This window comes from Pedobacter arcticus A12 (genome assembly GCF_000302595.1).
Taxonomy (GTDB): Bacteria; Bacteroidota; Bacteroidia; order Sphingobacteriales; family Sphingobacteriaceae; genus Pseudopedobacter; species Pseudopedobacter arcticus.
In genome coordinates, this window is sequence record NZ_JH947125.1 from 478,559 (window position 1) to 500,541 (window position 21,983).

22 protein-coding genes and 5 tRNA genes are annotated in these 21,983 nt (G+C 35.6%); 19 read left to right on the forward strand and 8 right to left on the reverse strand.

Annotated elements, in window-relative coordinates; translation table 11 throughout:
- Positions 1 to 4: 4 nt before the first annotated feature.
- Genes ybeY through B176_RS0103295 form a run of 3 tightly spaced genes read right to left on the reverse strand, consistent with a single transcriptional unit; the run spans position 5 to position 4,196 of the window.
- The gene (gene ybeY, locus B176_RS0103285) at positions 5 to 436 is read right to left on the reverse strand and encodes an rRNA maturation RNase YbeY (RefSeq protein WP_017257353.1); all 432 of its coding nucleotides are present in this window, start codon (positions 434 to 436) and stop codon (positions 5 to 7) included.
- Positions 436 to 867, reverse strand: a complete 432-nt coding sequence (locus tag B176_RS0103290; RefSeq protein WP_051129991.1) for an ATP-binding protein — start codon at positions 865 to 867, stop codon at positions 436 to 438. The genes ybeY and B176_RS0103290 overlap by 1 nt, the downstream gene beginning before the upstream one ends.
- A 2-nt stretch (positions 868 to 869) precedes the next feature.
- Positions 870 to 4,196 (reverse strand): DUF4175 family protein, encoded by a 3,327-nt coding sequence (locus tag B176_RS0103295; RefSeq protein WP_017257355.1) that lies wholly within the window; start codon positions 4,194 to 4,196, stop codon positions 870 to 872.
- 194 nt (positions 4,197 to 4,390) lie between these two features.
- Between B176_RS0103295 and B176_RS0103300 the strand changes: the two genes are divergently transcribed.
- A complete protein-coding gene (locus tag B176_RS0103300) occupies positions 4,391 to 5,257 on the forward strand; it encodes an OmpA/MotB family protein (RefSeq protein ID WP_017257356.1) in 867 nt (288 codons plus the stop codon).
- A gap of 84 nt (positions 5,258 to 5,341) precedes the next feature.
- On the opposite strand, the gene egtB is transcribed toward B176_RS0103300, so the two are convergent.
- The 5 genes from egtB to B176_RS0103325 form a co-directional block, all read right to left on the reverse strand.
- On the reverse strand, positions 5,342 to 6,490 hold the full coding sequence (gene egtB, locus B176_RS0103305) for an ergothioneine biosynthesis protein EgtB (RefSeq protein ID WP_017257357.1): 1,149 nt from the start codon (positions 6,488 to 6,490) through the stop codon (positions 5,342 to 5,344).
- Between the two features lie 425 nt (positions 6,491 to 6,915).
- The gene (gene rluF, locus B176_RS0103310) at positions 6,916 to 7,710 is read right to left on the reverse strand and encodes a 23S rRNA pseudouridine(2604) synthase RluF (protein WP_017257358.1); all 795 of its coding nucleotides are present in this window, start codon (positions 7,708 to 7,710) and stop codon (positions 6,916 to 6,918) included.
- A 10-nt stretch (positions 7,711 to 7,720) separates the two neighbouring features.
- On the reverse strand, positions 7,721 to 8,269 hold the full coding sequence (gene rfbC / locus B176_RS0103315) for a dTDP-4-dehydrorhamnose 3,5-epimerase (protein WP_017257359.1): 549 nt from the start codon (positions 8,267 to 8,269) through the stop codon (positions 7,721 to 7,723).
- Positions 8,270 to 8,569 carry a DUF4286 family protein gene (locus B176_RS0103320; protein ID WP_017257360.1) on the reverse strand — a complete coding sequence of 100 codons (300 nt, stop codon included), beginning with the start codon at positions 8,567 to 8,569 and terminating at the stop codon, positions 8,270 to 8,272.
- Between the two features lie 27 nt (positions 8,570 to 8,596).
- On the reverse strand, positions 8,597 to 10,408 hold the full coding sequence (locus tag B176_RS0103325) for a tetratricopeptide repeat protein (protein ID WP_017257361.1): 1,812 nt from the start codon (positions 10,406 to 10,408) through the stop codon (positions 8,597 to 8,599).
- A 182-nt stretch (positions 10,409 to 10,590) separates the two neighbouring features.
- Between B176_RS0103325 and B176_RS0103330 the strand changes: the two genes are divergently transcribed.
- From B176_RS0103330 to rplL, 18 genes are all read left to right on the forward strand, one after another.
- Positions 10,591 to 12,468 (forward strand): S9 family peptidase, encoded by a 1,878-nt coding sequence (locus B176_RS0103330; protein WP_017257362.1) that lies wholly within the window; start codon positions 10,591 to 10,593, stop codon positions 12,466 to 12,468.
- 6 nt (positions 12,469 to 12,474) lie between these two features.
- Positions 12,475 to 14,145, forward strand: coding sequence for a sensor histidine kinase (locus tag B176_RS0103335; RefSeq protein ID WP_017257363.1), 1,671 nt, complete (start codon positions 12,475 to 12,477; stop codon positions 14,143 to 14,145).
- A gap of 3 nt (positions 14,146 to 14,148) precedes the next feature.
- Positions 14,149 to 14,835: a response regulator transcription factor gene (locus B176_RS0103340; RefSeq protein WP_017257364.1), complete on the forward strand. Its 687-nt coding sequence runs from the start codon at positions 14,149 to 14,151 to the stop codon at positions 14,833 to 14,835.
- A gap of 109 nt (positions 14,836 to 14,944) precedes the next feature.
- Positions 14,945 to 15,133 (forward strand): 30S ribosomal protein S21, encoded by a 189-nt coding sequence (rpsU, locus tag B176_RS0103345; protein WP_017257365.1) that lies wholly within the window; start codon positions 14,945 to 14,947, stop codon positions 15,131 to 15,133.
- A gap of 414 nt (positions 15,134 to 15,547) precedes the next feature.
- Complete coding sequence (locus B176_RS0103350; protein ID WP_017257366.1) at positions 15,548 to 16,426, forward strand: tyrosine-type recombinase/integrase; 879 nt, start codon at positions 15,548 to 15,550, stop codon at positions 16,424 to 16,426.
- Between the two features lie 13 nt (positions 16,427 to 16,439).
- Positions 16,440 to 16,772 (forward strand): ribosome hibernation-promoting factor, HPF/YfiA family, encoded by a 333-nt coding sequence (gene hpf / locus B176_RS0103355; RefSeq protein WP_017257367.1) that lies wholly within the window; start codon positions 16,440 to 16,442, stop codon positions 16,770 to 16,772.
- 176 nt (positions 16,773 to 16,948) lie between these two features.
- Positions 16,949 to 17,021 (forward strand) — tRNA-Thr (locus B176_RS0103360).
- 38 nt (positions 17,022 to 17,059) lie between these two features.
- Positions 17,060 to 17,140 (forward strand) — tRNA-Tyr (locus tag B176_RS0103365).
- Positions 17,141 to 17,212: 72 nt separating this feature from the next.
- Positions 17,213 to 17,285, forward strand: a tRNA-Gly gene (locus tag B176_RS0103370).
- A 111-nt stretch (positions 17,286 to 17,396) separates the two neighbouring features.
- Positions 17,397 to 17,468: transfer RNA gene (locus tag B176_RS0103375), tRNA-Thr, on the forward strand.
- 59 nt (positions 17,469 to 17,527) lie between these two features.
- Positions 17,528 to 18,715, forward strand: coding sequence for an elongation factor Tu (gene tuf / locus B176_RS0103380; protein WP_017257368.1), 1,188 nt, complete (start codon positions 17,528 to 17,530; stop codon positions 18,713 to 18,715).
- Positions 18,716 to 18,827: 112 nt separating this feature from the next.
- Positions 18,828 to 18,898: transfer RNA gene (locus B176_RS0103385), tRNA-Trp, on the forward strand.
- A gap of 22 nt (positions 18,899 to 18,920) precedes the next feature.
- Complete coding sequence (gene secE, locus B176_RS0103390) at positions 18,921 to 19,115, forward strand: preprotein translocase subunit SecE (protein ID WP_017257369.1); 195 nt, start codon at positions 18,921 to 18,923, stop codon at positions 19,113 to 19,115.
- A 9-nt stretch (positions 19,116 to 19,124) separates the two neighbouring features.
- Positions 19,125 to 19,667 (forward strand): transcription termination/antitermination protein NusG, encoded by a 543-nt coding sequence (nusG, locus tag B176_RS0103395; protein WP_017257370.1) that lies wholly within the window; start codon positions 19,125 to 19,127, stop codon positions 19,665 to 19,667.
- 170 nt (positions 19,668 to 19,837) lie between these two features.
- Positions 19,838 to 20,281, forward strand: a complete 444-nt coding sequence (rplK, locus tag B176_RS0103400; RefSeq protein WP_017257371.1) for a 50S ribosomal protein L11 — start codon at positions 19,838 to 19,840, stop codon at positions 20,279 to 20,281.
- A 23-nt stretch (positions 20,282 to 20,304) separates the two neighbouring features.
- On the forward strand, positions 20,305 to 21,003 hold the full coding sequence (gene rplA, locus B176_RS0103405; RefSeq protein ID WP_017257372.1) for a 50S ribosomal protein L1: 699 nt from the start codon (positions 20,305 to 20,307) through the stop codon (positions 21,001 to 21,003).
- 4 nt (positions 21,004 to 21,007) lie between these two features.
- Positions 21,008 to 21,532 carry a 50S ribosomal protein L10 gene (gene rplJ, locus B176_RS0103410; protein WP_017257373.1) on the forward strand — a complete coding sequence of 175 codons (525 nt, stop codon included), beginning with the start codon at positions 21,008 to 21,010 and terminating at the stop codon, positions 21,530 to 21,532.
- A gap of 59 nt (positions 21,533 to 21,591) precedes the next feature.
- Positions 21,592 to 21,966 carry a 50S ribosomal protein L7/L12 gene (rplL, locus tag B176_RS0103415; protein WP_017257374.1) on the forward strand — a complete coding sequence of 125 codons (375 nt, stop codon included), beginning with the start codon at positions 21,592 to 21,594 and terminating at the stop codon, positions 21,964 to 21,966.
- The last annotated feature ends 17 nt before the right edge of the window (positions 21,967 to 21,983 follow it).

The window sequence follows — 21,983 nt, forward strand, 5'->3', positions numbered from 1 at the left end:
GTGGTTAAAACCCGCGTAAAGCCAAATACTCGTTTTCTTTGGCAGTCATAGTGGTTTTATCTTTGGTGGTTTTGTCTTTATAACCTAGCAAATGCAAAGTGCTGTGTATCATTACACGGTGCAGTTCGTCTTTTACGGAAGTTTTAAAAGTTTTTGCATTTTCGCGAATCCGATCTATACTGATAAAGATGTCTCCTAAAATATCGTTTTCAGTTTCCGAATTATCAAAAGTTACTGTATCGGTATAAGTGTCGTGGTTTAAATATTCTCTGTTGATGTTCAGCAGGTAATCATCAGAACAAAAAATAAAATTAAGTTCCAACAGTTCGTAGCCTTCGGTTTTAATATTAATTAAAAGCCAATTACGTAATAACGTAACCTGTGTAGGCTTAAAAGTAGTTTCTTCAGAAAAAAAGTTGATCGCAATTGTGCTCATTAATACCTAAAGTGCAGTTCTACCTCGTTACCTCTGCTGTTAAAAATGCACTGATCTGCCAAGCGTTTCATGATAAATACACCACGGCCAGTCAATTTTTCCAAATTATCTAAGTCGGTAGGGTCTGGTATGTTGTTGAAATCAAAACCTTCGCCTTCATCTGCAACGGTAAAAACCAAGCGCTTGTTTAAAATAACATCAAGGTTAACATAAACTTTTTTGTCAGGGTTCTGCTTATTACCATGATAAATTGCGTTTGTAATAGCTTCGTTTAAACAAGTCATTAGATTAGCATAAACATCTTCGCCAATTTCTAATTTTTGTACAAGGTCATCAATAAAGTTTTCCAGTACTGCAACGCTCTCGCTATTTGATGGTAATTGAAGAGAATATAACTCGTTTTCCATAATAGTGTCTGTGAAGTTGTCCATATTTACTCTCCCAAATTTAATATTTTAAAGTATTCTGTTATTTTATTCTTGTAAAAATAGTTTAAAGATGGAGGCACAGTTTTAATTTGCTGCGTCTCTTTAAGTTTTAGCTTTTGGTATTCTTCCAAAATTAGGTTATAATTCGGGTAAAATTCCTTTGGTGCTTTACTTTCTCTTTTATTATCCTGCTCCCGCTCGCGGTCTGCTTTTTCGGCTTCCAGCAATCTTGTTTGTATTTCCTGCTGTCTGGTTAGCGCTTCTTGTGTAATACGTCTGTTTACGAGATCGGCTTCGGTTTGTTCCATTTGTTTTATAATTTTTTCCAAATTGCCCAGTTTTCCCTGTCCGTCTTTGTTTAAGCTATTGTTGACTTCTTGTAGCGCTTGCCTTATCATTTGCTGTTGTTGCGCCATTTTAGCCAGACTTTCCGAAATTTCTTTACCACCTTTTTGTCCTGGCATAATGCCCTGTTGTTGCATGGCATCTTTTGCTTTCTGCATGTTTTTGTTCAGTTGTTGCTGCATTTTGCTTAGTTCAGATAAGCCTGGCTTATGCTTTCCACCTTTGCCACCCGATTTTGCGTTTTTCATGGCATTCTGCAATTGTTGCAACGCTTCACTCAACATTAAAGCCAAATTATTAATACCGGTTAAAGCAAACTGCTGATTTCTGTTGGCTTCGCTTATTTTTTGCTCGGTAATTTGTTCTATGGCAAGGTTTATCTGTTGGTTAATATTTGTAATTTCTTTATTTACAGTAGATTGTATTTGCGGAACCAATTTGCTGAGGCTGTACAGACTGTCGGCAACTGTTTTTAGGTTTTCTTTAATTTCCAGTTGTTTTTGCCCGAGTTTTACAAAGTTTGGATCATCTTGGTTACTATTTTTGAAATCAAGCATCAGCTTTTCCTGGTCAAATGACGTTTTAAGGAGGTTCTTCAAAATCATTCGCAGTTGCTGTTCATTAACCTTGTTTTCCGCTTCTTGTCCGCCCTGCATGCTGTCTTTTAGCTTCTGTGCTAAATCCTGCATTTTTCCAGAAGCACCTTTTTGTGCTTCTGTCGCATCCTGTTTTTTGTTATTCTCTAAATTTTTGTCTGCGTTGTCCAAATCCTTGTCAATGTTCTGTTGGTCTTGCTTTTCGATATTGAAATCCTCAGGTTTTTCTAGCAGTTCATTTTTTTCCTGTACATCTTTTAAGTCTTTTTTAATCCCATCAAAATCCTTTTTTAGTTGTTCTTGTTGCTTTTTAATTTCCGTTGTAGGTTTTGATTTAACATCGTTACTTAGCTGTTCTTGTTTTTTTGCGAGCTCTTCTAATTTGTCAATGGTATTATTTAGTTTTTGTTCAACAGCCAGTTTTTTATAGAGCTCTAAAATTCTGTCGAGTTCTTTTTGTAAAGATTTATTGTCTAATTGCATCTTCTGCAATTCGTCCTGACTCCTATCTTTCTGGTTTTTGTCGATCAGCTTTTGTAAATTTTCTAACAAATCCTTCGTTTTTTTATCAAGTACATTTTCAAACAAATCCTGGATCTGCTTTTGTTTTTCTAACAGATCTTTATTTTGCTTTTCTAAATCTTTGGATTGCTCTAAATTTTGTTTTCCATCTTTTTGTATGTCGTCAATTAGTTTTTCAAGGCTTTTTTTCTCTGCCACTAAATTCTCAATCCGTTTTTTCTGTTCGTAATCAAGATTTTTTTGGTCCATTAGATCTTGCGTTAGCTTTTTGGTTTCCTGCTGTATTTTATCGGCCTTTTTAATAGCCTGTTGCATTTTTTGCTGAATACTTTCAGTGCTTTCTGCTAATTTTTCAACCTGTTCTATAGTGCTCGCTAATTTATAAATCCGTTTAATAGATTGCGTATGTTTTGATCCGTTTACGCCATCGTTATCTGCAACATCAAAATAGTAAGAAATTTCTTCGCCGGGTTTAATTCCCAGTTGCTTTAACGGCCATACATAAAAGAAATTACTTTGTAAAAGCCCTTTGTTAAAGTTTACCGGTATAGTAAACAACTTTCCTTGTCTGTTTTTGTCGGTCGCTTTTAACAGCTGATAATGGAAATTTAGGGAGCTTAACCCATAATCGTCGCTGGTGTTGCCTATAAAATAAAGCACATTTACATTTGCAGAATCAATACGCTCTTGCACTTCAATTTTGGGGTATTCGTCGGTAATCACTGTTAAACTGTAAGCTACAGAATCACTAACTACAGATTCGTTATTTTTAAAATTGATACTGTATTTTCCACTTTTTAATAGCCGGATTTGGGTGTTGAACTGAACGTTATTGTTCTTTTTTGTGGCTGTTGTTTGGTTATTGATTGATAGCGAAACATCATCAACATATTCGGTGCTAAAATTCCATTTAGCTATTGTCCCCGCCGGAATAGTTAGGTCTCCGGGATTGCTGAGCGTTTCATTTTTCTTTTTAAGATAAGCTGGATAAGTAAGTTCAACCTGAGAGCTCAAAAGTGAAGGTTTCTTTTTAACCTTAATCTCAATCTCATCAGAGAAAAATTCGCCTGCCTGAAATCTTATTTTTTTATCTTTTTGCAGGTTTTTAAAATCGTAACTAAAATTAATAATATCTTTTTTGTTGAGCTTAAAGGTGTTAAGGCCATCTACCAAATAAACTTCTTCGGGCACTTGGTTGCCAGTCATTTTTAAGTTTAATGTTAAATCATCGCCTTGGCGCACAACCAAATTTTTGTTTAAAACATTAAACTCAAAAGGTGCTTGCTTTTTATAAAAAACTTGGTGATTAATGATCCGCTCGGTACCATCTTTTAAAACAGACGGTGCTGCAAAAGCAAGTAGAACAACTATGGCAATAGGAATTAAAGCATAGCTGATGTACTTTTTATTTTCGGAAAGATTTACCGCCGCTACAAACGGAATAGGTTTAAAGTTGGCAATCCGTTGGTTAATACTGGCTTCAATCAGTTCTTTTTGCTCGGGATTTTCAATTGCAAGCTGTTTAAGGTCTAAGGTGTTAATCAGTTTGTCTTGAATATCAGGAAAATGATTTCCGATAATAACCGAAGCCTGTTGGCGGTTAATGGTTTTTCCCAACTTAAAATAAGAAACCAGGTGTTTTCCTATCAAAAACCAGAATAAAACCGCCTGTACAGTTATAAATCCATAAAAAATAATGCTTCTTACGGTAATGTTGAAATAGCCATAATACTCAGCAACAATAAAAACCAAATAGCTGATCAAAAAACCGGCAATCCACCAAATTAAACCACGTACAATTTTGTTCAGATAATATTTTCTGATAAAACCGTCTATTTTATGGATTAGCTGTTGGTAGTTTTGGCTCATTTTTATAGGCTTTAAACTTAGTAAAAGTTTGGCATTGAACAATATAAATAAGAAGATGTTTAAATAAATACCTTCTTATTAACGTAGGCTAAAAAGGACGGAATCAGTGTGTTAACAACCAATATGTTGCTTATAATGCTATTGCACAGTAATTGTAACACTAGCGAAAATAGTTTTAACATAAATAGATTATTATGAAAATTAAAGCGGTATTGGCAGTTGCAGGGGTTGCATTGATTATGGCGTCCTGTTCTGCACCAAGAAAATTAAGAGAGGCACAAGCCCAAAATAAAACACTTGATAGCCTTTACAGAGATTTACAAAATCAACTATTAGCCTGCGAGAATGCGAAAAAAAGTAGCAGTGCAGATTATCAAATGCGGATAAAAAACCTTAACGAACAGCTGTCAAATGTGAAAGGTAGCAATAGCCAAATGGTTAATCAGCTAAAAGACCTGTCTGTAATTACCGGAACACAGGCGGAAAGCATCAATAAATCTTTAGAAAATATAGGCGCAAAAGACAGTTACATTAGAGATTTACAATCAGCCATACAAAGAAAAGATTCTTTGAATATGGCTTTGGTAATGAATTTAAAAGGAGCCATTGGCAATATGGATGATAAAGACATCAATATTAAGGTAGATAAAGGTGTGGTTTATATCGATATTTCTGATAAACTTTTGTTTAAAAGCGGAAGTTACCAAGTTAACGAAGGTGCTAAAAATGTGTTAGGCAAAGTAGCGAAAGTGCTGTTGAACCAACCTGATATTGAGTTTATGGTTGAAGGACATACCGATAATGTTCCATACAAATCTACCGGGGTAATTTTAGATAATTGGGATTTAAGTGTTAAACGAGCTACTTCTGTAGTGCGGATTCTCCAAGACCAATATAACATTCCACCGGCTAAAATGACCGCCGCCGGCAGAAGTGAATATGTACCGGTTAGTACTAACGATACTGCGGATGGTAAGGCTGCAAACAGAAGAACGCGTATTGTAATTCTTCCACAGTTAGATCAATTCTTTAAATTATTGGAAACACCACAACGGAAATAATTCAGATATATTTAAATGTAAAAGACCGGTTTTTCACCGGTCTTTTTTTGTTTCTACATTATACCGTTTGTCTTTATTCCTAAGCTACTTAACCAATCTAATCCCGCTGTACATCCACCGTAAATTAGCGTGGAAGAAATTGCGATAAGTAAACCGTTGATGCCCTGGCGAAGTGGCCACAGAAGCACCACGTAAAACTTTTTGGTTTACCATAAATTTACCATTGTACTCGCCAATTGCGCCAGGAGCTTTTACAAAATTTGGATAGGGTAGGTAAGCACTTTCTGTCCATTCCCAAAGTTTTCCCCAATCCAATTCAGCCGAAGCAACTTCCCATTCAAATTCTGTAGGTAAACGCATGTTTTTAAATGCTGCAAATGCCCAAGCTTCGTAAAAACTAATATGGCAAACCGGTTCATCCATATTAATCGGGTTTAAACCTTGTAAATCATACCTAAACCATTGTTCATCAACTAGGTGCCAGTATAAAGGTGCGTTAATGTCGTTGTTACGTACCCAATCCCAAGCTTCTGAATGCCAAAACTTGAAATTCTGATAACCGCCTTGGGTTATGAATTCTAAATATTCAGCATTGCTAACCAAGCTTTTCGAAATCTCGAAACTGTTGATGTAAACTTTATGTCTTCCCAGCTCATTGTCAAAGCAGAAATCTTTCCCAGCATAACCAATTTCATAAACCCCTTCGTTTATAGCTGCAAATCCGCTTCCCCCGGCAGTCAAATTGCATTCAATATTTTCAGTTGCATAAGCCGGAAATAAAGGGTTATGCCCCAAAATATATTTGATATCGTAACATAATAGTTCCTGGTGCTGTTGCTCATGGTTTAGCCCTAACGTTATTAACGCCTTAACCTCGTCACTTACCTCACAAGCTAAAAACCGAACCATAGCTTCGTCCACATAGGCTCGGTACCGGTAAACATCCTGCACAGTTGGCCTACTCAAATTCCCACGATCGGTACGGATCACCCTTGCCCCAACAGTTTCGTAATAACTGTTAAAAACAAAGTTGTAATTTTCATCAAATACCTCATATTTAACAGCGTTTAGCTTCAAAATAAAAGTCTCAAAAAACCAAGTGGTATGTCCTAAGTGCCATTTCGGCGGACTAACATCAACCACAGGTTGCACCACATAATCTTCGGTTTGCAATGGTTCGCAAATTGTTGCTGTATGTTGTCTTATGTTAAGGTAGGTTTCTGCTAAATTCATTGGTTTGTCTTTAAGTTTTGATTTCAATTCCTATTAAAGAATCTGTTTTCCTGCAATAGGAGCCTTATGCTTTTGCCTTTAGTTTTTTTAAGGGCGTTCCCTAAAGGTCGGCGTATGTCGCACTCCGCTCCGCTACGGTTTTTTTATGATAAAAAATCATAAAAAGAACAGGCTTTTACAGCGCACATTCCCATTCCTAAAAGCCTTGCTTTATCCGCCTAACGCAACCAATATTAAGCCAAAAAAATAAAGGTTTCTAACTATCTCAGAACTTCGGTCGATAGTTTGTTTTTCCATTTCAATATAATGAGCTCATCTAAAATTGGCTATAATTGGATTTTAAACCTCTTTGAAAAAGAAAAAGCCGTGTAAAGCTATTTTAGGTTTAGCGATACACGGCCGAAATTTCGGTCTAAAAAAAGACGCTAAATGTATTTGTTCTGTTTCTTGCTCACTTTTCTAACGCCCGTATCGCCTTTAGAAGCTTCTTCAGTTTTACTGGATCTAGAAACTAAACCCATAATTTCTGATACCTCTTCACGGGTAAGATTTCTAAATGTGCCTACCGGTATATTTTTGGTTGTAATATTCATCACCCTAGTACGCTTTAAACGCGTAACATCGTAACCTAAGTATTCGCACATTTTACGGATCTGGCGGTTTAAGCCTTGGGTAAGTATAATGTTGAAAGTAGATTCTCCTTCTTTCCTTACCAAGCATTTTTGAGTTACGGTATCCATTATAGGCACACCATTTCCCATTTTTCGTAAAAAATCAATGGTTATGGGTTTGTTTACCGTAACCACATATTCTTTTTCGTGGTTATTGCCCGCTCTTAAAACTTTGTTCACAATGTCGCCATCGCTGGTCAAAAAAATCAATCCTTCAGATAGTTTATCCAACCTCCCGATAGGGAAAATACGTCTGGGATGACCTATATAATCAATAATATTTCCTTCAACGTGTCTTTCTGTAGTGCAGGTAATTCCTTTGGGTTTATTAAACGCAATATAAATCGAGTCGCTTTCATCCTTAAATCTCACCCGTCTATCGTCTACCCTAACATCGTCGCTATCACTTACTTTATCGCCTAAAATAGCTTCTCTGCCATTAATAGTTACTCGCCTTTCCAAAATTGCTTTGTCAGCATCTCTTCTGGAGCAGAAACCAGTATCACTAATGGCTTTGTTTAATCTTAAAGTTTTTTGGTTTAAAGCCATAATTTTAAATTTAAAAAGGACTGTTGATGGTAGAAAATGCCGGTAAAACCGCATCTTTTGGTGAAACCACCGTGTCCTCAAAATTAATTCCCCAATCTATACGCAAATCTTTGTCATTCCAGATTACGCCTATCTCCGCATCTTTATGGAAAAGTCCAGTGCACTTATAGTTGAAAATGGTTTTATCTTCTAAAGTTAAAAAGCCATGTAAAAATCCTGGAGGTACGTAAAACATTTTGTTGTTTTCTCCGCTGAGTTCCACACTAAAATGCTGACCATAAGTAGGAGAGTCTTTTCTGATATCTACTGCAACATCCAATACTTTTCCTTGCACTACCCGTACCAGTTTCCCTTGCGCATAAGGTGTAGCTTGTGCATGTAAACCACGTAAAGCATTTTTATGCGAGTAAGATTGATTGTCTTGAACAAATTCTGCGTTTAAACCTAATTTTTCAAAAAGAGCCTTGTTGTAACTTTCAAAAAAGTAGCCTCTATCATCTTTCCAAATTTTGGGTTCAATAATAACTAAATCTTTAATAGGGGTTTCAATAATATTCATCTATACTTTTTCTAATACGCTCCTAAAAGAAACAAACTGCTCAGGAAACTTTTTTAAAATATCTTCTTGCAACTTTGGCGAGTAATCTTTCCGATAATCTTCTAAATGCTCTGCATCATTGGTAACATATTGTGCGCAGTAGGTTATGCCTTCATTTATGGGCTCTGTTAACCTTAAAAGATGACAATCAATAAATTTACCGCTCGCCATTACCGCAGGCATATGCACATTTTGCATGTATTGGATATACTCTTCGTGGATAGTATCCTCAATAATAGTAGTTACGTTATAAATAATCATGGCGCTAAGTTAATCAACGGCTTTTTATTACAGCGCATCTCCCCTTAAATTTCTAAATCTTTTGCGGGCCTCTATCAAATATAAACTCCCAGGGTATTGATTCATCAATTGCTGGTAATACTTTTTAGCAGCATTTAAATCCTGTAAATTCTCTTCTTCTAACACCGCAAGTTTAAAAAGCGCATCGTCTGCCCAAATGCTGTTGGGATAATTTTTTACAATGGTACTAAGGTTATTTTGTGCAGTTTGATATTGTTGTTGTTTAATGTAAATGTTTGATTTTAGCATCAGCACATCATCAAACAAGCTAGATTGCGGGTATAACGCAGTTAAACTATCCAATGTTTTAATAGCTTCGCTAGGTTTGTTTTTTAGCTGTAACAAATCGGCTTTTGCATACATTTTTAAAGCATTCCCGGTACTGTCAACAGCTAAATCATCCTGAATGAGTAGGCTTAGATCAAGCGCATCGTTAGCAATCAATTGCGATGTGGAAGCTTTTAGCACATCTAACTGCGCTTTTGCCCAGCTAAAATCTCCGTTGTAAAAAGAAAGTTTAGCATTTTTAAACTTCGCTTCCTGCCCAATTGGGTGGTCTTTAAAATTTTTTTCTACCTGGCCGTATAAAAGCGCAGCATCCCAAGGTTGGTTATTTAAAATATAAATAGTTGCCAAATCTAGCTTAAGCTGCGCAGCAATATCCGGATTTATATTGGGTAGGCTTATTGCTTTTTCCAGTAATAAGGTAGCCTCTTGTGTTTTAGTGCCGTAAAAAGCTTTTAAATTAGCTAAGGCTCTAATTGCAAAAATGGTTTGTGGGTTTTCGCCGTATTCTTTCAAAAGTAGTTCGTAATCGGTACTTAACTGCTCTATTTGTTGTTGCGAATAGGTGCCGTCAATTACCTGTTGGTTTTTAAGCTGTAACATCGCCACTTTAGATGCGATATAATAAGGCGTGTTTTGGCCTTTTGTTAAAATATATTGGTAAGCTTTTTCGGCAGTAGCATAAGCGTTGTTTTCTATCAAAATATTTGCAAAGTTATAAAGGGAAGCCCCATCATCCTGCGTTCTTTTATCTAAGGCAATCAGCTGTACAAGAGCTAAATCATATTGTTTTTGCTGTAGATAAGCCCAAGCCAGCAAGTTTATAAAAGTGGTGTTCTGGGGGTCCTTTTGTATCTTTTTCAGCAATAAAGACTTTAATGTTGCGTAATCTTCATCACGTTCGTAGGTTCTGGCCAGGTTGTTTTTTGCATTCGCCAAAAAGCTTGGTTGATAAACTAAGGTGTTTAAAACCTCATCGGTAAGTTCTGCTTTTTGTTTTTTAAACCGATATAAATTAATAAGCTCGAAGCTAAAAGCATACTCATCTTTTAATAATTTTCTGCCCGTTAAAAAACATTTAATAGCATAATCGTAATTTCCGGTGCTGTAAAAGGAATTGGCAATGCCGCTTATTGCAAATTCATCTTTGGGCATTTTATTTAAAACATCATCAAAAGTTTTGTCGGCCTTGTCAACTTCGCCTTTTTCTAAATACAATTGCCCCAAATTAATGCCGTATTTGGAGTTGATTTTTAACCTTTTAGTAACTATTTTTTCGGCCTCGCTGTAGTTTTTGAGTTTTAGAAGTGTGTTAAAGTAAGCTTCAAAATAAAAGTCATTTTCGGTATTGTGCTGATAAAATTTTTGATAGATGGCTAAAGATTTATCATATTCGCCATTGTTATAAAATTGACGAGCCAACTCCATATCATTTACCGAATTTTGGCTTTTTGCATAATTAAAGCATGCAAGCAAAAGAAGTACAGTGCTTAAAATCTTAAAAGGTTTACACATCAATGCTAAAATAGAAATTTCTTGTGGCTATTGTTAAAATCAGGTTTATAAATAGTGTATTCTAAATGTTACTGCCGTTATAAACCTTACTCGTGTTTTAATACCTAATTTGGTTTTGTGTTAAACTCACGTTTGCAAACTTTTTTCTGGATGTTGTATAAATAAAGTAACAAAAAGATTTAATGCCCTATTGGATTAAAAAATATTACCTTATAACTGTTCTATTGATAGCTGGATGTTCTACACATCCAGTGGTAGAGGTGTTGCCGGTAGATGCCTTTTTTAAAAACGCCCAACAATTTAATTATCGTATTTCGCCTAACGGTAAAGCCCTTGCTTTTTTACAGACTTATAAAGGTAAAATGAATGTTTTTGTACGTTCAATTGATGATACCACTAGATTACAGTTAACAAAGTTCGAGGATTCATCTATCCGAGATTTTAGCTGGGTGGGTAATAATAGGTTGTTTTGTGAAAAAGAAAGAGACACTAACAATAGGTGTGGTGCTTTCCTGATCAATAAAGATGGAACAAATTATACTTCGATTAAGAGTAGAGCTGGTACAAAACTAAGTATCCTTGATAATAGCGTTCACGCTAGCCAGGTATTAATTACTAGTAACGAGCGGGACGAATCGTTTTTTGATGTTTACCACTTAAATATAGAAAATGGTTCGAAAAAGCTGTTCGTAGAGAATCCCGGCAATATTTTACTTTGGTTTGCAGATGAAAAGGGAGATGTTAATTTAGGTGCCGGTAGTGATGGAGTAAACGAAACGATTTATTACAGGGAAAACATCGAAGAAAAATTCAAAGCTATATTCAGTAATAATTTTAAGAGTACCTTAAAACCTTTAGGGTTTACAAAAAACAAGCGATACATTTACGCATTGTCGGATCTTAATCGCGATAAGCTTGCATTGGTTGAGTTTGACTGTTTAGAAGGTAAAGAGTCGAAGCTGATCTATCAGCATCCAGATGCGGATATCCTCGAAGTTTTGACTTCGGGGTTAAATAAAGAACCAGCTCTGGTAGCTTATGATTTAGACCGAAGACAAAGGCATTTCCTAAACCAAACGTATAAAGAAATATATGAGGATATCTCGGATAAACTCCCAAATCAAGAAATAAAAATAATAGATATTTCTGAGCGTAATCTCATTATTAAAGTCTACACGGATAGAAATCCCGGGGCTTTCTATAGCTATAACATTGAAAAACGAAGTCTTAAAAAATTATCTGAAGTTAATCCTGAAATTGAGCCTGCCAATATGTGTAGCATGCAGGCAATTAGCTATCAAACAAAAGATGGCTTAACGATTCATGGGTATTTAACTTTGCCCTTAGGTAAAAAGAAAGAAAATTTGCCTTGCGTAATATTACCGCATCAAGGTCCAAGTCAACGGAATGTCTTTGGTTTTTTACCAGAGGTGCAGTTTTTGGCCAATAGGGGTTATGCCGTTCTGCAGATGAATTATAGAGGTTCCACCGGTTATGGTAAAAAATTTGAGAATGCCGGGTTTAAGCAATGGGGTGCTAAAATGCAGGATGATATTTTTGATGGAGTTGCCTGGCTTATAAAAGAGGGTATTGCAAATCCCTCGCAAATAGGAGTTTTTGGTTATGGTTTTGGGGGTTACGCAGCATTAAACCAAGTTATTAATCATCCTGACACTTATAAGTGTGCTGCTTCTTATTCGGGCTACATTAATTTATTTACATACATTAAAGGCTATCCAGCACATTTTAAGCCTTACAAGTTAATGTTGAACGAGATGATTGGGGATCCAGAAACAGATGTTGATTATCTTAAAAGTGCGTCGCCGGTTTTTCAGATCGAAAAAATAAAAACACCCATTTTGATTGCACAAGGCGGAAAAGACGCTAAAGTAAACGTTAATGAAACAAATCAATTTGTAAAAGAACTTCGTAAAAAAAATATTCCTATTAAGTACATCTTAAATGAGAATGAGACACAGTTATTTAAAAATGTAGACAATAAAATCAGATTTTATACGGAGCTTGTAGACTTTTTAGACCAACATCTTAAACCACATTAACGTTAAATGAAAACTAGAATCTTAAGCTATCGTAAAAACTTTACGCTAATTGCTTCTTTTGTAGTTTTGATTTCTAGCCTGTTAATTATTGCATTATACGTAAGTTATAAATTAACAAAAAAGGTAGTAGAAAACGAATTCTCGGCCGCTAAGGTTGATGTGTTGGAGAAAACAGTATTGCCTTACAATGTTTTTTTTCAAAATAAGGTTTCGGAAATATCTTTTTACCAAGGTTTTTTAGATTCTACATCGGCAACACAATACGCAAATTCTGTACTTAATAAATACCCTTTTGTAGAACGGATCCTTTTTTACGATGCGCAGATTAGCAATAGAGACGTGGAAGATGGTTTGCGTACATTAAATTTTTCATTGGGTATAAAAGGGCTTTATCAGTACGGTTTAAACGTTAATAAAGACTCGACAGTTCTTTTTTCTGCAGATAAACCAGGGTCACTTTCTTTATCAAATGGCGATGAATTTAATAAGATCGGATTAAAATTAGCCAGTTACTTATCTAACGTTGACACCACTAAACTGCTTTCTAACGATCAGATATTTAATATTTTTTATAACATCTCCCACAATAAGATAACCTACATGAACGTGTTGAGAAGGGAAGACATTAAAGTGTACAAGGACCTGATGTTTAAAAAAATGCCTCCTTCTCCGTTTTATGAACAGGATATTTTTTCTTTTGAGCTCAACCCATATAAATTAGTTGTTAAAAATACTTATCCTCAGCTATATCAAAATGTAGTTATCAAGCCATTATCTTTCGAAACCATTTCAGATAAACCTAATCTAGTTACTACGGAAATAGCTTTACCATTAGCGTTTTCAAACTTCAAACTTTATTTAAGTAGCGATAGAAAATTTCTGGATAAGGAAATACGACGCAGGTTTTTGCCCGTGGGTTTAGGTATATTTGCTGTTTATGGCATTTTATTAATACTTATTTTTTTGATCAGCAGAAACTTAAAAGTTAATCAGAAGCTTTTTAGCCTACAGTATGATTTTATAAATAACTTTACTCATGAGTTTAAAACACCCGTAGCGGTTATAAAAATTGCCGGTAACAATATTTTAAATGCGAAAGATTTATCTGATCTAGAACGAAAGCGGTACGGTAAAATCTTAGATGAAGAAGCCGATAAACTGAACGATTTGATGAACAAACTTTTGTCGTTTACACAAATTGAAAACAGATCCATAAAAGTAAAAAACGAAGAAATAAACGTAGAAGTTTTTTCGCAGAATATTATCGACGCTTTTCAGTTAAAACACCCCGAGTACGATATACAATTAAACATTAAGGGATTAACTGTTTTTCAGAGTGACCCAGTTTTACTGAGTAGTATTTTTTATAATTTGATAGAGAATGCCTATAAATATGCAAATGCCGATAATAAATTTCTTAAAATATCGATAGTAAAGGATAAAAAAAATATTGTTTTTTCTTTTGAGGATAAGGGCATTGGTATTGATGCAAGCGAGTTAGTACACATCTTTAAGAAATTTTATAGGATACAAAGCCGTTACAACCAGCAAGGTAGTGTTGGATTAGGTTTGGCTTTTTGTAAGGAACTTGTTACTTTTATGAACGGAGAAATCCACGTAAAAAGCAAACCCGGTAAAGGATCAGTGTTTGTAGTCACTTTGCCCCTTGATAAATAATATATGCAAAAAGATATAAAAGTAGCAATTATAGAAGACGACGAAAATCTGCGGTTTTTGGTAAGTCACCGTTTAGAAAAAGAGGGTTACGAAGTTGTACAAACAGCAAATGGTGGCGAAGCCGTTGAACTAATACTCGCTGAACAACCAGAGATTGTGCTTTTAGACTGGATGTTGCCCGAAAAAGAAGGTTCGGAAATATGTACAAGCTTAAGGTCAAAAGGTTTTGAAAACGTAATTATTATGATGTCTGCAAAATCTCAGGATATCGATAAAATAGACGCTTTTCAATTTGGCGTTTCCGACTATGTAAGCAAGCCTTTTAATATGGATGTATTGGTTGCAATGATTGATAGCAAGGTAAAGTACGTTTTACAAGGCAAAACTGATAATAACAGGTTTGGCGATATGGAACACCACCCGAACACCCATTCCCTGTTGAAAAATCATAGAAAAATTGAATTAACCATATTAGAAAACCGGATTTTACTCTATTTCTTAAACCACAGAAACGCCGTAATTAGCAGAGATGATCTGATGATGGAAGTTTGGGGTTACAACTCAGATGTAAATACGCGTACTTTAGATATGCATATTGTAAGGTTGCGTAAAAAAATAGAAACCAACCCAGATCGTCCGGATTTTTTACAAACGGTTAGGGGAGTGGGATACCGCTTCAATGATCAGTAAAGCCTAATTTGAGTTCATCTTTTAATTAATTTACTTTTTTAAAATTATTCTCTTACATTTGCAACCCCAACAGAATTTTAAAGAGGGATAGAAAGGTGGTATTTAACAAATGATTATTATCAATGTAAAAGATGGCGAATCAATTGACAGAGCGTTAAAACGTTTCAAAAAGAAATTCGAGAAAACTGGTGTTCTAAGAGAACTTCGTAGTCGTCAAGCTTACGAGAAAAAATCCGTAGCATCTAGAATGGAGAGAAGACACGCCATTTATATTCAAGCAATGAACCAAGAAGCTTAATCTTTTTTAGGTTTAAGCCGATTATATATTAACTATTTATGCGTTCACTTTCGGGTGATTGTATAAATAGTTTTTTCTTTTTATAGCTCTTCCTGAGTAAACTCTTTCAAAATTTCGGTTATCATTTCTTCTGATAATGGTTCCGCATCCACAATCAAAATATCGCTTTCATTAGGTTTTGGTAATTCTAAGGTGTTTAACTGATTGTACGTTAGGCATAAAAGATGATGGTTATTTTGATTAGTTTTTACCTTGATTTTTACTGCGCTAGAATAGCGGCAGACCTATACGTTACAGCAGTCCGCTCTGTTTTAAAGAAGATTTAGTTAGTTTAACTTAAATCTTTTGGTATTAGTTTAAACATTGGACAAACATTTTGTATATTCACTTTTTAAGCTAGGTCTAAATTTTTCTATGGTTTTAGAGGATTTCTTAAAATATCTACAGTACGAGAAACGGTATTCTAAACATACACTAATCGCCTATGAAAATGATATTCTTCAGTTTCAAGACTTTATTCAACAAATAGATAAAACTTTCGCAACTGCAAGTCATAAAGATATCCGCTTATGGATAATAGCTTTAATGGATAAGCAGATCGAGCCTCGGTCAGTTAATCGAAAAGTTTCAAGTATTCGGTCATTTTACAAATTCGCTTTGAAAGAAGGTATTATCAACGAAAATCCTGTTGTTAAGGTGGTAAGTCCAAAAGTTGCAAAAAAGCTTCCCGTGTTTATTACTGAGCAAAAAATGGATATACTGTTAGATAGCGAGGCATTTGAGGATAGTTTTGAAGGTGTAAGAGACAGGCTGGTTATTGAATTGCTTTTTGCAACCGGTATAAGATTAAACGAATTAATTACCTTAAAGCAAACTGACTTCTTGCCGGCAGAAAAAACAATTAAGGTTTTGGGTAAGCGAAATAAAGAACGTATTATTCCGTTGAATTTATCAGTACTGAATCAGTTGATTGCATATGTAGGGATTAAAAAAGAACAAGGGTTCGGTTTAGCAGATGGTGTATTAATCGTTACCGCTAAAGGAAAGCCAGCTTACCCTAAATTAGTGTATCGCATCGTCAACAGATATTTACAATTGATATCAACACAAACTAAAAAGAGTCCGCATATTTTGCGACATTCTTTTGCAACAAGCCTGCTTAACAATGGGGCCGACATTAATGCAATTAAAGACTTATTGGGGCATGCAAGCTTGGCTGCAACGCAAGTTTATACCCATAACTCAATTGAAAGGTTAAAAACAATTTATAAACAAGCTCATCCAAAGGCTTAAAAAAGGAGGAAACATGAAAATCGGAATTCAATCTATCCATTTCAGCGCTGATCAGAAGCTATTAGCGTTCATTCAAAAAAAAGTAGACAAGCTAGATCAGTTCTACGATCAAATTATTAGCGGAGAAGTGTATCTGAAGCTCAATAATGTGGCTGAAGACACTAATAAAACGTCCGAGATTAAAATCATGATACCTGGAGTTACATTGTTTGCGAAAGAAACTTGTAAAACATTTGAGGAAGCTACGGATTTGGCTATTGAGTCTTTAAGGAAGCAACTTACCAAACAGAAAGACAAAGTTAAATCGCATGAGAGTAATCATAAAGATTTAGTAAAAGAAGTTTAAAACATAACTAGTTGGCTGTTAAGGCTATTTTACACAAAAATCAATGATCCTAAAAAATCATTGATTTTTTTTTTCAAATAAATTTTGTTCGAATATTAATTTTCGTAGTTTTGCAGTCCCTTAAGCAAACGACTTGTAAACGGGTTAAAGAAACGAGTTCTTTAAAACATTGAAAAGCCTCCTTAGCTCAGCTGGTAGAGCAACTGACTTGTAATCAGTAGGTCATTGGTTCGATCCCGATAGGAGGCTCTTTAGTTCTAGATTTTGACATACTAGGACTAAAAGATGGGGGGGTTCCAGAGCGGTCAAATGGGACGGACTGTAAATCCGTTACTTCGGTTTCGAAGGTTCGAATCCTTCTCCCCCCACTGGAATAATGATTGAAAGTTTGAATTTATTAATGTACTCATTAATAAATTCACTCCTTCAAAGTTAAAAATGCGAAAGTAGCTCAGTTGGTAGAGCGATAGCCTTCCAAGCTATAGGTCGCGAGTTCGAACCTCGTCTTTCGCTCATAAAATTCATTGGTAGAGGAGTTTATTAATGATGCAAAACAGTTCATTTAGTTCAATATTTTGTGCTATGAGCTTTTTTGTTGTTTGAGTTTAACGAACTAAAGAATAAGCCGAAGTAGCTCAGCGGTAGAGCACTTCCTTGGTAAGGAAGAGGTCGTGGGTTCAAGTCCCATCTTTGGCTCGCAAGAGGATATTTTAGAATATTTAAATAAAAATTAACCTAGTAATAAGTATAAAATCATGGCAAAAGAAAAATTTGACCGTAGTAAACCACACCTTAACATCGGTACAATCGGTCACGTTGACCACGGTAAAACTACATTAACTGCAGCAATCTCTAAAGTATTATCTGACGCTGGCTTCTCTGAAGCTCGTTCATTTGCTTCTATTGACTCTGCTCCAGAGGAAAAAGAAAGAGGTATTACAATTAACACATCTCACGTTGAGTATTCAACTGCTAACCGTCACTACGCTCACGTTGACTGTCCAGGTCACGCGGATTACGTAAAGAACATGGTTACTGGTGCGGCTCAAATGGATGGTGCTATTATCGTTGTAGCTTCTACAGACGGTCCAATGCCACAAACTCGTGAGCACATTTTATTGGCTCGTCAGGTTGGTGTTCCTTCATTAGTTGTATTCATGAATAAAGTGGATATGGTTGATGATCCAGAATTATTAGAATTAGTTGAAATGGAAATCCGCGAATTATTATCATTCTACGATTTCCCAGGTGACGATATTCCAGTTATCCAAGGATCTGCTTTAGGTGGATTGAACGGAGATCCAAAATGGGTTGGAAAAATTTTAGAATTAATGGAAGCAGTAGATAACTACATTCCAATTCCTCCACGTTTGACTGAGCTTCCTTTCTTAATGCCAGTTGAAGATGTTTTCTCAATTACAGGTCGTGGTACTGTTGCTACAGGACGTATTGAGAGAGGTATCATTAACTCAGGTGAAGGTGTTGATATCTTAGGTATGGGTGCTGAAAACTTAAAGTCTACAGTAACTGGAGTTGAGATGTTCCGTAAGATCCTTGATAGAGGTGAAGCTGGTGACAACGTAGGTTTATTATTACGTGGTATTGAGAAAACTGATATCCGTCGTGGTATGGTTATCTGTAAGCCAGGTTCAGTAACTCCTCACACAGATTTCAAAGCTGAGGTTTACGTACTTTCAAAAGCAGAAGGTGGACGTCATACTCCATTCTTTAATAAATACCGTCCACAATTCTATTTCAGAACTACAGATGTAACAGGAGAAATCTCGTTGCCAGAAGGTGTTGAAATGGTTATGCCAGGTGATAACGTTACAATTAACGTAGTGTTGATTAACGCAATTGCAATGGAAAAAGGCTTACGTTTCGCTATCCGTGAAGGTGGTAGAACAGTAGGTGCTGGTCAGGTAACTGAAATTGTAAAATAATAATCATTTTCCTTAACTAAGGATTTGAAATATAAAAAGTACTTGGGAAGTATTTCCTGAGTACTTTTTATCTAAAAGCAAATTGAAACCTGCTAGCAGGTTTCTTATACACACGGGAATAGTTCAACGGTAGAATAGAGGTCTCCAAAACCTTTGATCAGGGTTCGAATCCTTGTTCCCGTGCTAACGCAAAAAAAAAGTAAAAATGGCTGGTTTTGCAGAATACATAAAAGAATCATATATCGAGCTAAGTGAAAAAGTTACCTGGCCAACTTGGAGTGAATTACAGAATAGTGCTGTAATTACTTTAGTAGCATCACTTATTATTGCTTTAATTATTTTGGCAATGGATGAGTCAGCAGGAAACTTACTTAAGTTAATGTATAAATCATTTGCATAAAAATAAGGCATGAGCGATCAATTGAAATGGTATGTTGTTAGGGCGGTAAGCGGAAAAGAGAAGAAGGTAAAGCAATATATAGATGCAGAGATAAGCCGTTTAGGTCTTACACATTTGGTTCCACAGGTTTTAATACCGATGGAAAAATATTACCAAATGAAAGATGGTAAGAAAATAGCAAAAGAAAGAAACTACTACCCAGGATATGTTTTAGTTGAAACTGCTTTAAACGCAGAATTAGAACAAATAATCAAAGCAATCAATAGTGTAATAGGTTTTTTAGGAGATAAAGCTGGTAATGCAGTTCCTTTAAGACCCGCAGAAGTTAACCGTATTTTAGGTAAGGTTGATGAGATGGCAGAGCAGGGAGAGATGATGAGTGTGCCGTATTACGTTGGCGAAAATGTCAAAGTAATGGACGGACCTTTCAACGGTTTCTCTGGAGTTATTGAAGAGGTAAACGAAGAAAAGAAAAAACTGAAAGTTATGGTTAAGATTTTTGGACGTAAAACGCCATTGGAACTTAACTATATGCAAGTTGAAAAAGAATAAATAGAGTAGCAAGATTTATGAAGTAGCAAGATTTTAGTATCAAGTAGCAAGACATATAAGTTCTTGATACTTGGTACTTCCTACTTGATACTCCTTACTTGATACTAACAAGATCTTAAATGTTACAAATGCTTCCACATTATTAACGTTGAGAAATAAATAAATAAAAAATGGCAAAAGAAGTCAGTGCGTTAATCAAATTACAAATCAAGGGAGGGGCAGCAAATCCGTCTCCACCAGTTGGTCCTGCATTAGGAGCAAAAGGTGTGAACATTATGGAATTCTGTAAGCAATTTAATGCTCGTACCCAGGATAAAGCAGGCAAAGTACTTCCTGTTGTAATCACTGTTTATGCAGACAAGTCTTTCGAATTTATCATCAAAAATCCACCGGTTGCAATCCAGTTAATGGAAGTTGCTAATTTAAAAAGTGGATCAGCAGAGCCAAACCGTAAAAAAGTTGCCAAGGTTTCTTGGGAGCAGGTAGAAGTTATCGCTAAAGATAAAATGTCTGATTTGAACGCATTCACAATCGATTCAGCAATGAAGATGGTTGCAGGCACAGCCCGCAGTATGGGAATAAATGTTACAGGTGATGCACCCTGGACTAATTAATTAACACATTAAGTAAAAGACAAGTGGCAAGATTAACAAAAAATCAAAAGACGGCACTTTCCAAACTTGAAGACGGTAAAGCTTATTCTTTAAAAGATGCAGCTGCCTTGGTAAAAGACATTACCACTACCAAATTCGATTCATCAGTAGATATTGATGTTCGTTTAGGTGTGGATCCACGTAAAGCCAATCAAATGGTTCGTGGCATTGCAACTTTACCTCATGGTACCGGAAAAACAGTTCGCGTTTTAGCTTTAGTAACTCCTGATAAGGAAGAAGAAGCAAAAGCTGCAGGAGCTGATTTTGTAGGTTTGGATGAGTATATAGCTAAGATTGAGGGTGGTTGGACAGATGTCGACATTATTATTACTACACCTAGCTGTATGGCTAAGGTTGGTAAGTTAGGTCGTATTTTAGGTCCGCGTAACTTGATGCCAAATCCTAAATCAGGAACTGTAACCATGAATGTGGGACAAGCAGTAACTGACGTTAAGGGTGGTAAGATCGACTTTAAAGTTGATAAAACCGGTATCATACACTGTTCAATAGGTAAAGTATCTTTCCCTTCTGATAAGATTTATGAAAATGCTTTGGAGGTTCTTCAAGTAATTTCTAAGTTGAAACCATCAGCGGCAAAAGGAACATATTTTAAGAGTATTAATATCTCTTCTACCATGTCTCCTGGAATAAATATTGAAACTAAATCAGTAGCGGGAATTTAAGATTATGAGAAGAGAAGAAAAACACGAAGTTGTTTCTGCTTTAGCTGAGAGAATGAAAGAGTCTGGTAATTTTTACATTACTGACACTTCTAGTCTATCGGTGGCAAAGATCAATATTATTCGCCGTAAATGTTTCGAGAACGAAATCGGAATGCAAGTTGTTAAGAACACCTTAATCAAAAAAGCTCTAGAGCAATTAGATGGTGATGTAACTCCTTTGTTCGATGTTCTTAAAGGTTCTTCATCTGTAATGTTCTCAACGAATGCAAACGCTCCGGCTAAGCTAATTAAATCGTTAAGAAAAGGAAAAGAAGAGAAACCAGTTTTAAAAGCAGCGTATGTAGATTCGACTGTTTTCATAGGCGATTACCAATTAGATACCTTAGTTAATCTTAAATCAAGAGAAGAACTTATCGGTGAAATCATTGGATTATTACAGTCTCCAGCTAAAAATGTTATTTCAGCATTACAGTCTGGCGGAAACAAATTGGCAGGAATTGTCAAAACTTTACAAGAAAGAGAAGGTTAATTCAAACACCTTGAGTTTGATATAAATTATTAAATAGTAAAATTTTAAAATTAAATATAATGGCGGATTTAAAATCGTTTGCTGAACAATTAGTAAACTTAACTGTTAAAGAAGTTAATGAATTAGCTCAAATCTTAAAAGACGAGTATGGTATCGAGCCAGCTGCTGCTGCAGTTGCTGTTGCTGGTCCTGCCGCTGCTGGTGAAGCTGCTGCTGAAGAGAAAACATCTTTTGATGTAATCTTGAAAGAAGCTGGTGGAGCTAAATTAGCTGTAGTAAAATTAGTTAAAGACTTAACTGGTCTTGGATTAAAAGAAGCTAAAGATTTAGTTGATGGTGCACCAAAAGAATTGAAAGCTGGTGTTACTAAAGACGAAGCAGAAGCATTAAAAAAGCAGCTTGAAGAAGCTGGAGCTGTTGTTGAGATTAAGTAATTTACTTAACTCAAATA

Excerpts from the sequence above, each read along its gene's own strand:
- ybeY (WP_017257353.1), bottom strand. The coding sequence starts at position 436 with ATGAGCACAATTGCGATCAACTTTTTTTCTGAAGAAACTACTTTTAAG.
- B176_RS0103290 (WP_051129991.1), bottom strand. The coding sequence starts at position 867 with ATGGACAACTTCACAGACACTATTATGGAAAACGAGTTATATTCTCTT.
- B176_RS0103295 (WP_017257355.1), bottom strand. The coding sequence starts at position 4,196 with ATGAGCCAAAACTACCAACAGCTAATCCATAAAATAGACGGTTTTATC.
- B176_RS0103300 (WP_017257356.1), top strand. The coding sequence starts at position 4,391 with ATGAAAATTAAAGCGGTATTGGCAGTTGCAGGGGTTGCATTGATTATG.
- egtB (WP_017257357.1), bottom strand. The coding sequence starts at position 6,490 with ATGAATTTAGCAGAAACCTACCTTAACATAAGACAACATACAGCAACA.
- rluF (WP_017257358.1), bottom strand. The coding sequence starts at position 7,710 with ATGGCTTTAAACCAAAAAACTTTAAGATTAAACAAAGCCATTAGTGAT.
- rfbC (WP_017257359.1), bottom strand. The coding sequence starts at position 8,269 with ATGAATATTATTGAAACCCCTATTAAAGATTTAGTTATTATTGAACCC.
- B176_RS0103320 (WP_017257360.1), bottom strand. The coding sequence starts at position 8,569 with ATGATTATTTATAACGTAACTACTATTATTGAGGATACTATCCACGAA.
- B176_RS0103325 (WP_017257361.1), bottom strand. The coding sequence starts at position 10,408 with ATGTGTAAACCTTTTAAGATTTTAAGCACTGTACTTCTTTTGCTTGCA.
- B176_RS0103330 (WP_017257362.1), top strand. The coding sequence starts at position 10,591 with ATGCCCTATTGGATTAAAAAATATTACCTTATAACTGTTCTATTGATA.
- B176_RS0103335 (WP_017257363.1), top strand. The coding sequence starts at position 12,475 with ATGAAAACTAGAATCTTAAGCTATCGTAAAAACTTTACGCTAATTGCT.
- B176_RS0103340 (WP_017257364.1), top strand. The coding sequence starts at position 14,149 with ATGCAAAAAGATATAAAAGTAGCAATTATAGAAGACGACGAAAATCTG.
- rpsU (WP_017257365.1), top strand. The coding sequence starts at position 14,945 with ATGATTATTATCAATGTAAAAGATGGCGAATCAATTGACAGAGCGTTA.
- B176_RS0103350 (WP_017257366.1), top strand. The coding sequence starts at position 15,548 with ATGGTTTTAGAGGATTTCTTAAAATATCTACAGTACGAGAAACGGTAT.
- hpf (WP_017257367.1), top strand. The coding sequence starts at position 16,440 with ATGAAAATCGGAATTCAATCTATCCATTTCAGCGCTGATCAGAAGCTA.
- tuf (WP_017257368.1), top strand. The coding sequence starts at position 17,528 with ATGGCAAAAGAAAAATTTGACCGTAGTAAACCACACCTTAACATCGGT.
- secE (WP_017257369.1), top strand. The coding sequence starts at position 18,921 with ATGGCTGGTTTTGCAGAATACATAAAAGAATCATATATCGAGCTAAGT.
- nusG (WP_017257370.1), top strand. The coding sequence starts at position 19,125 with ATGAGCGATCAATTGAAATGGTATGTTGTTAGGGCGGTAAGCGGAAAA.
- rplK (WP_017257371.1), top strand. The coding sequence starts at position 19,838 with ATGGCAAAAGAAGTCAGTGCGTTAATCAAATTACAAATCAAGGGAGGG.
- rplJ (WP_017257373.1), top strand. The coding sequence starts at position 21,008 with ATGAGAAGAGAAGAAAAACACGAAGTTGTTTCTGCTTTAGCTGAGAGA.
- rplL (WP_017257374.1), top strand. The coding sequence starts at position 21,592 with ATGGCGGATTTAAAATCGTTTGCTGAACAATTAGTAAACTTAACTGTT.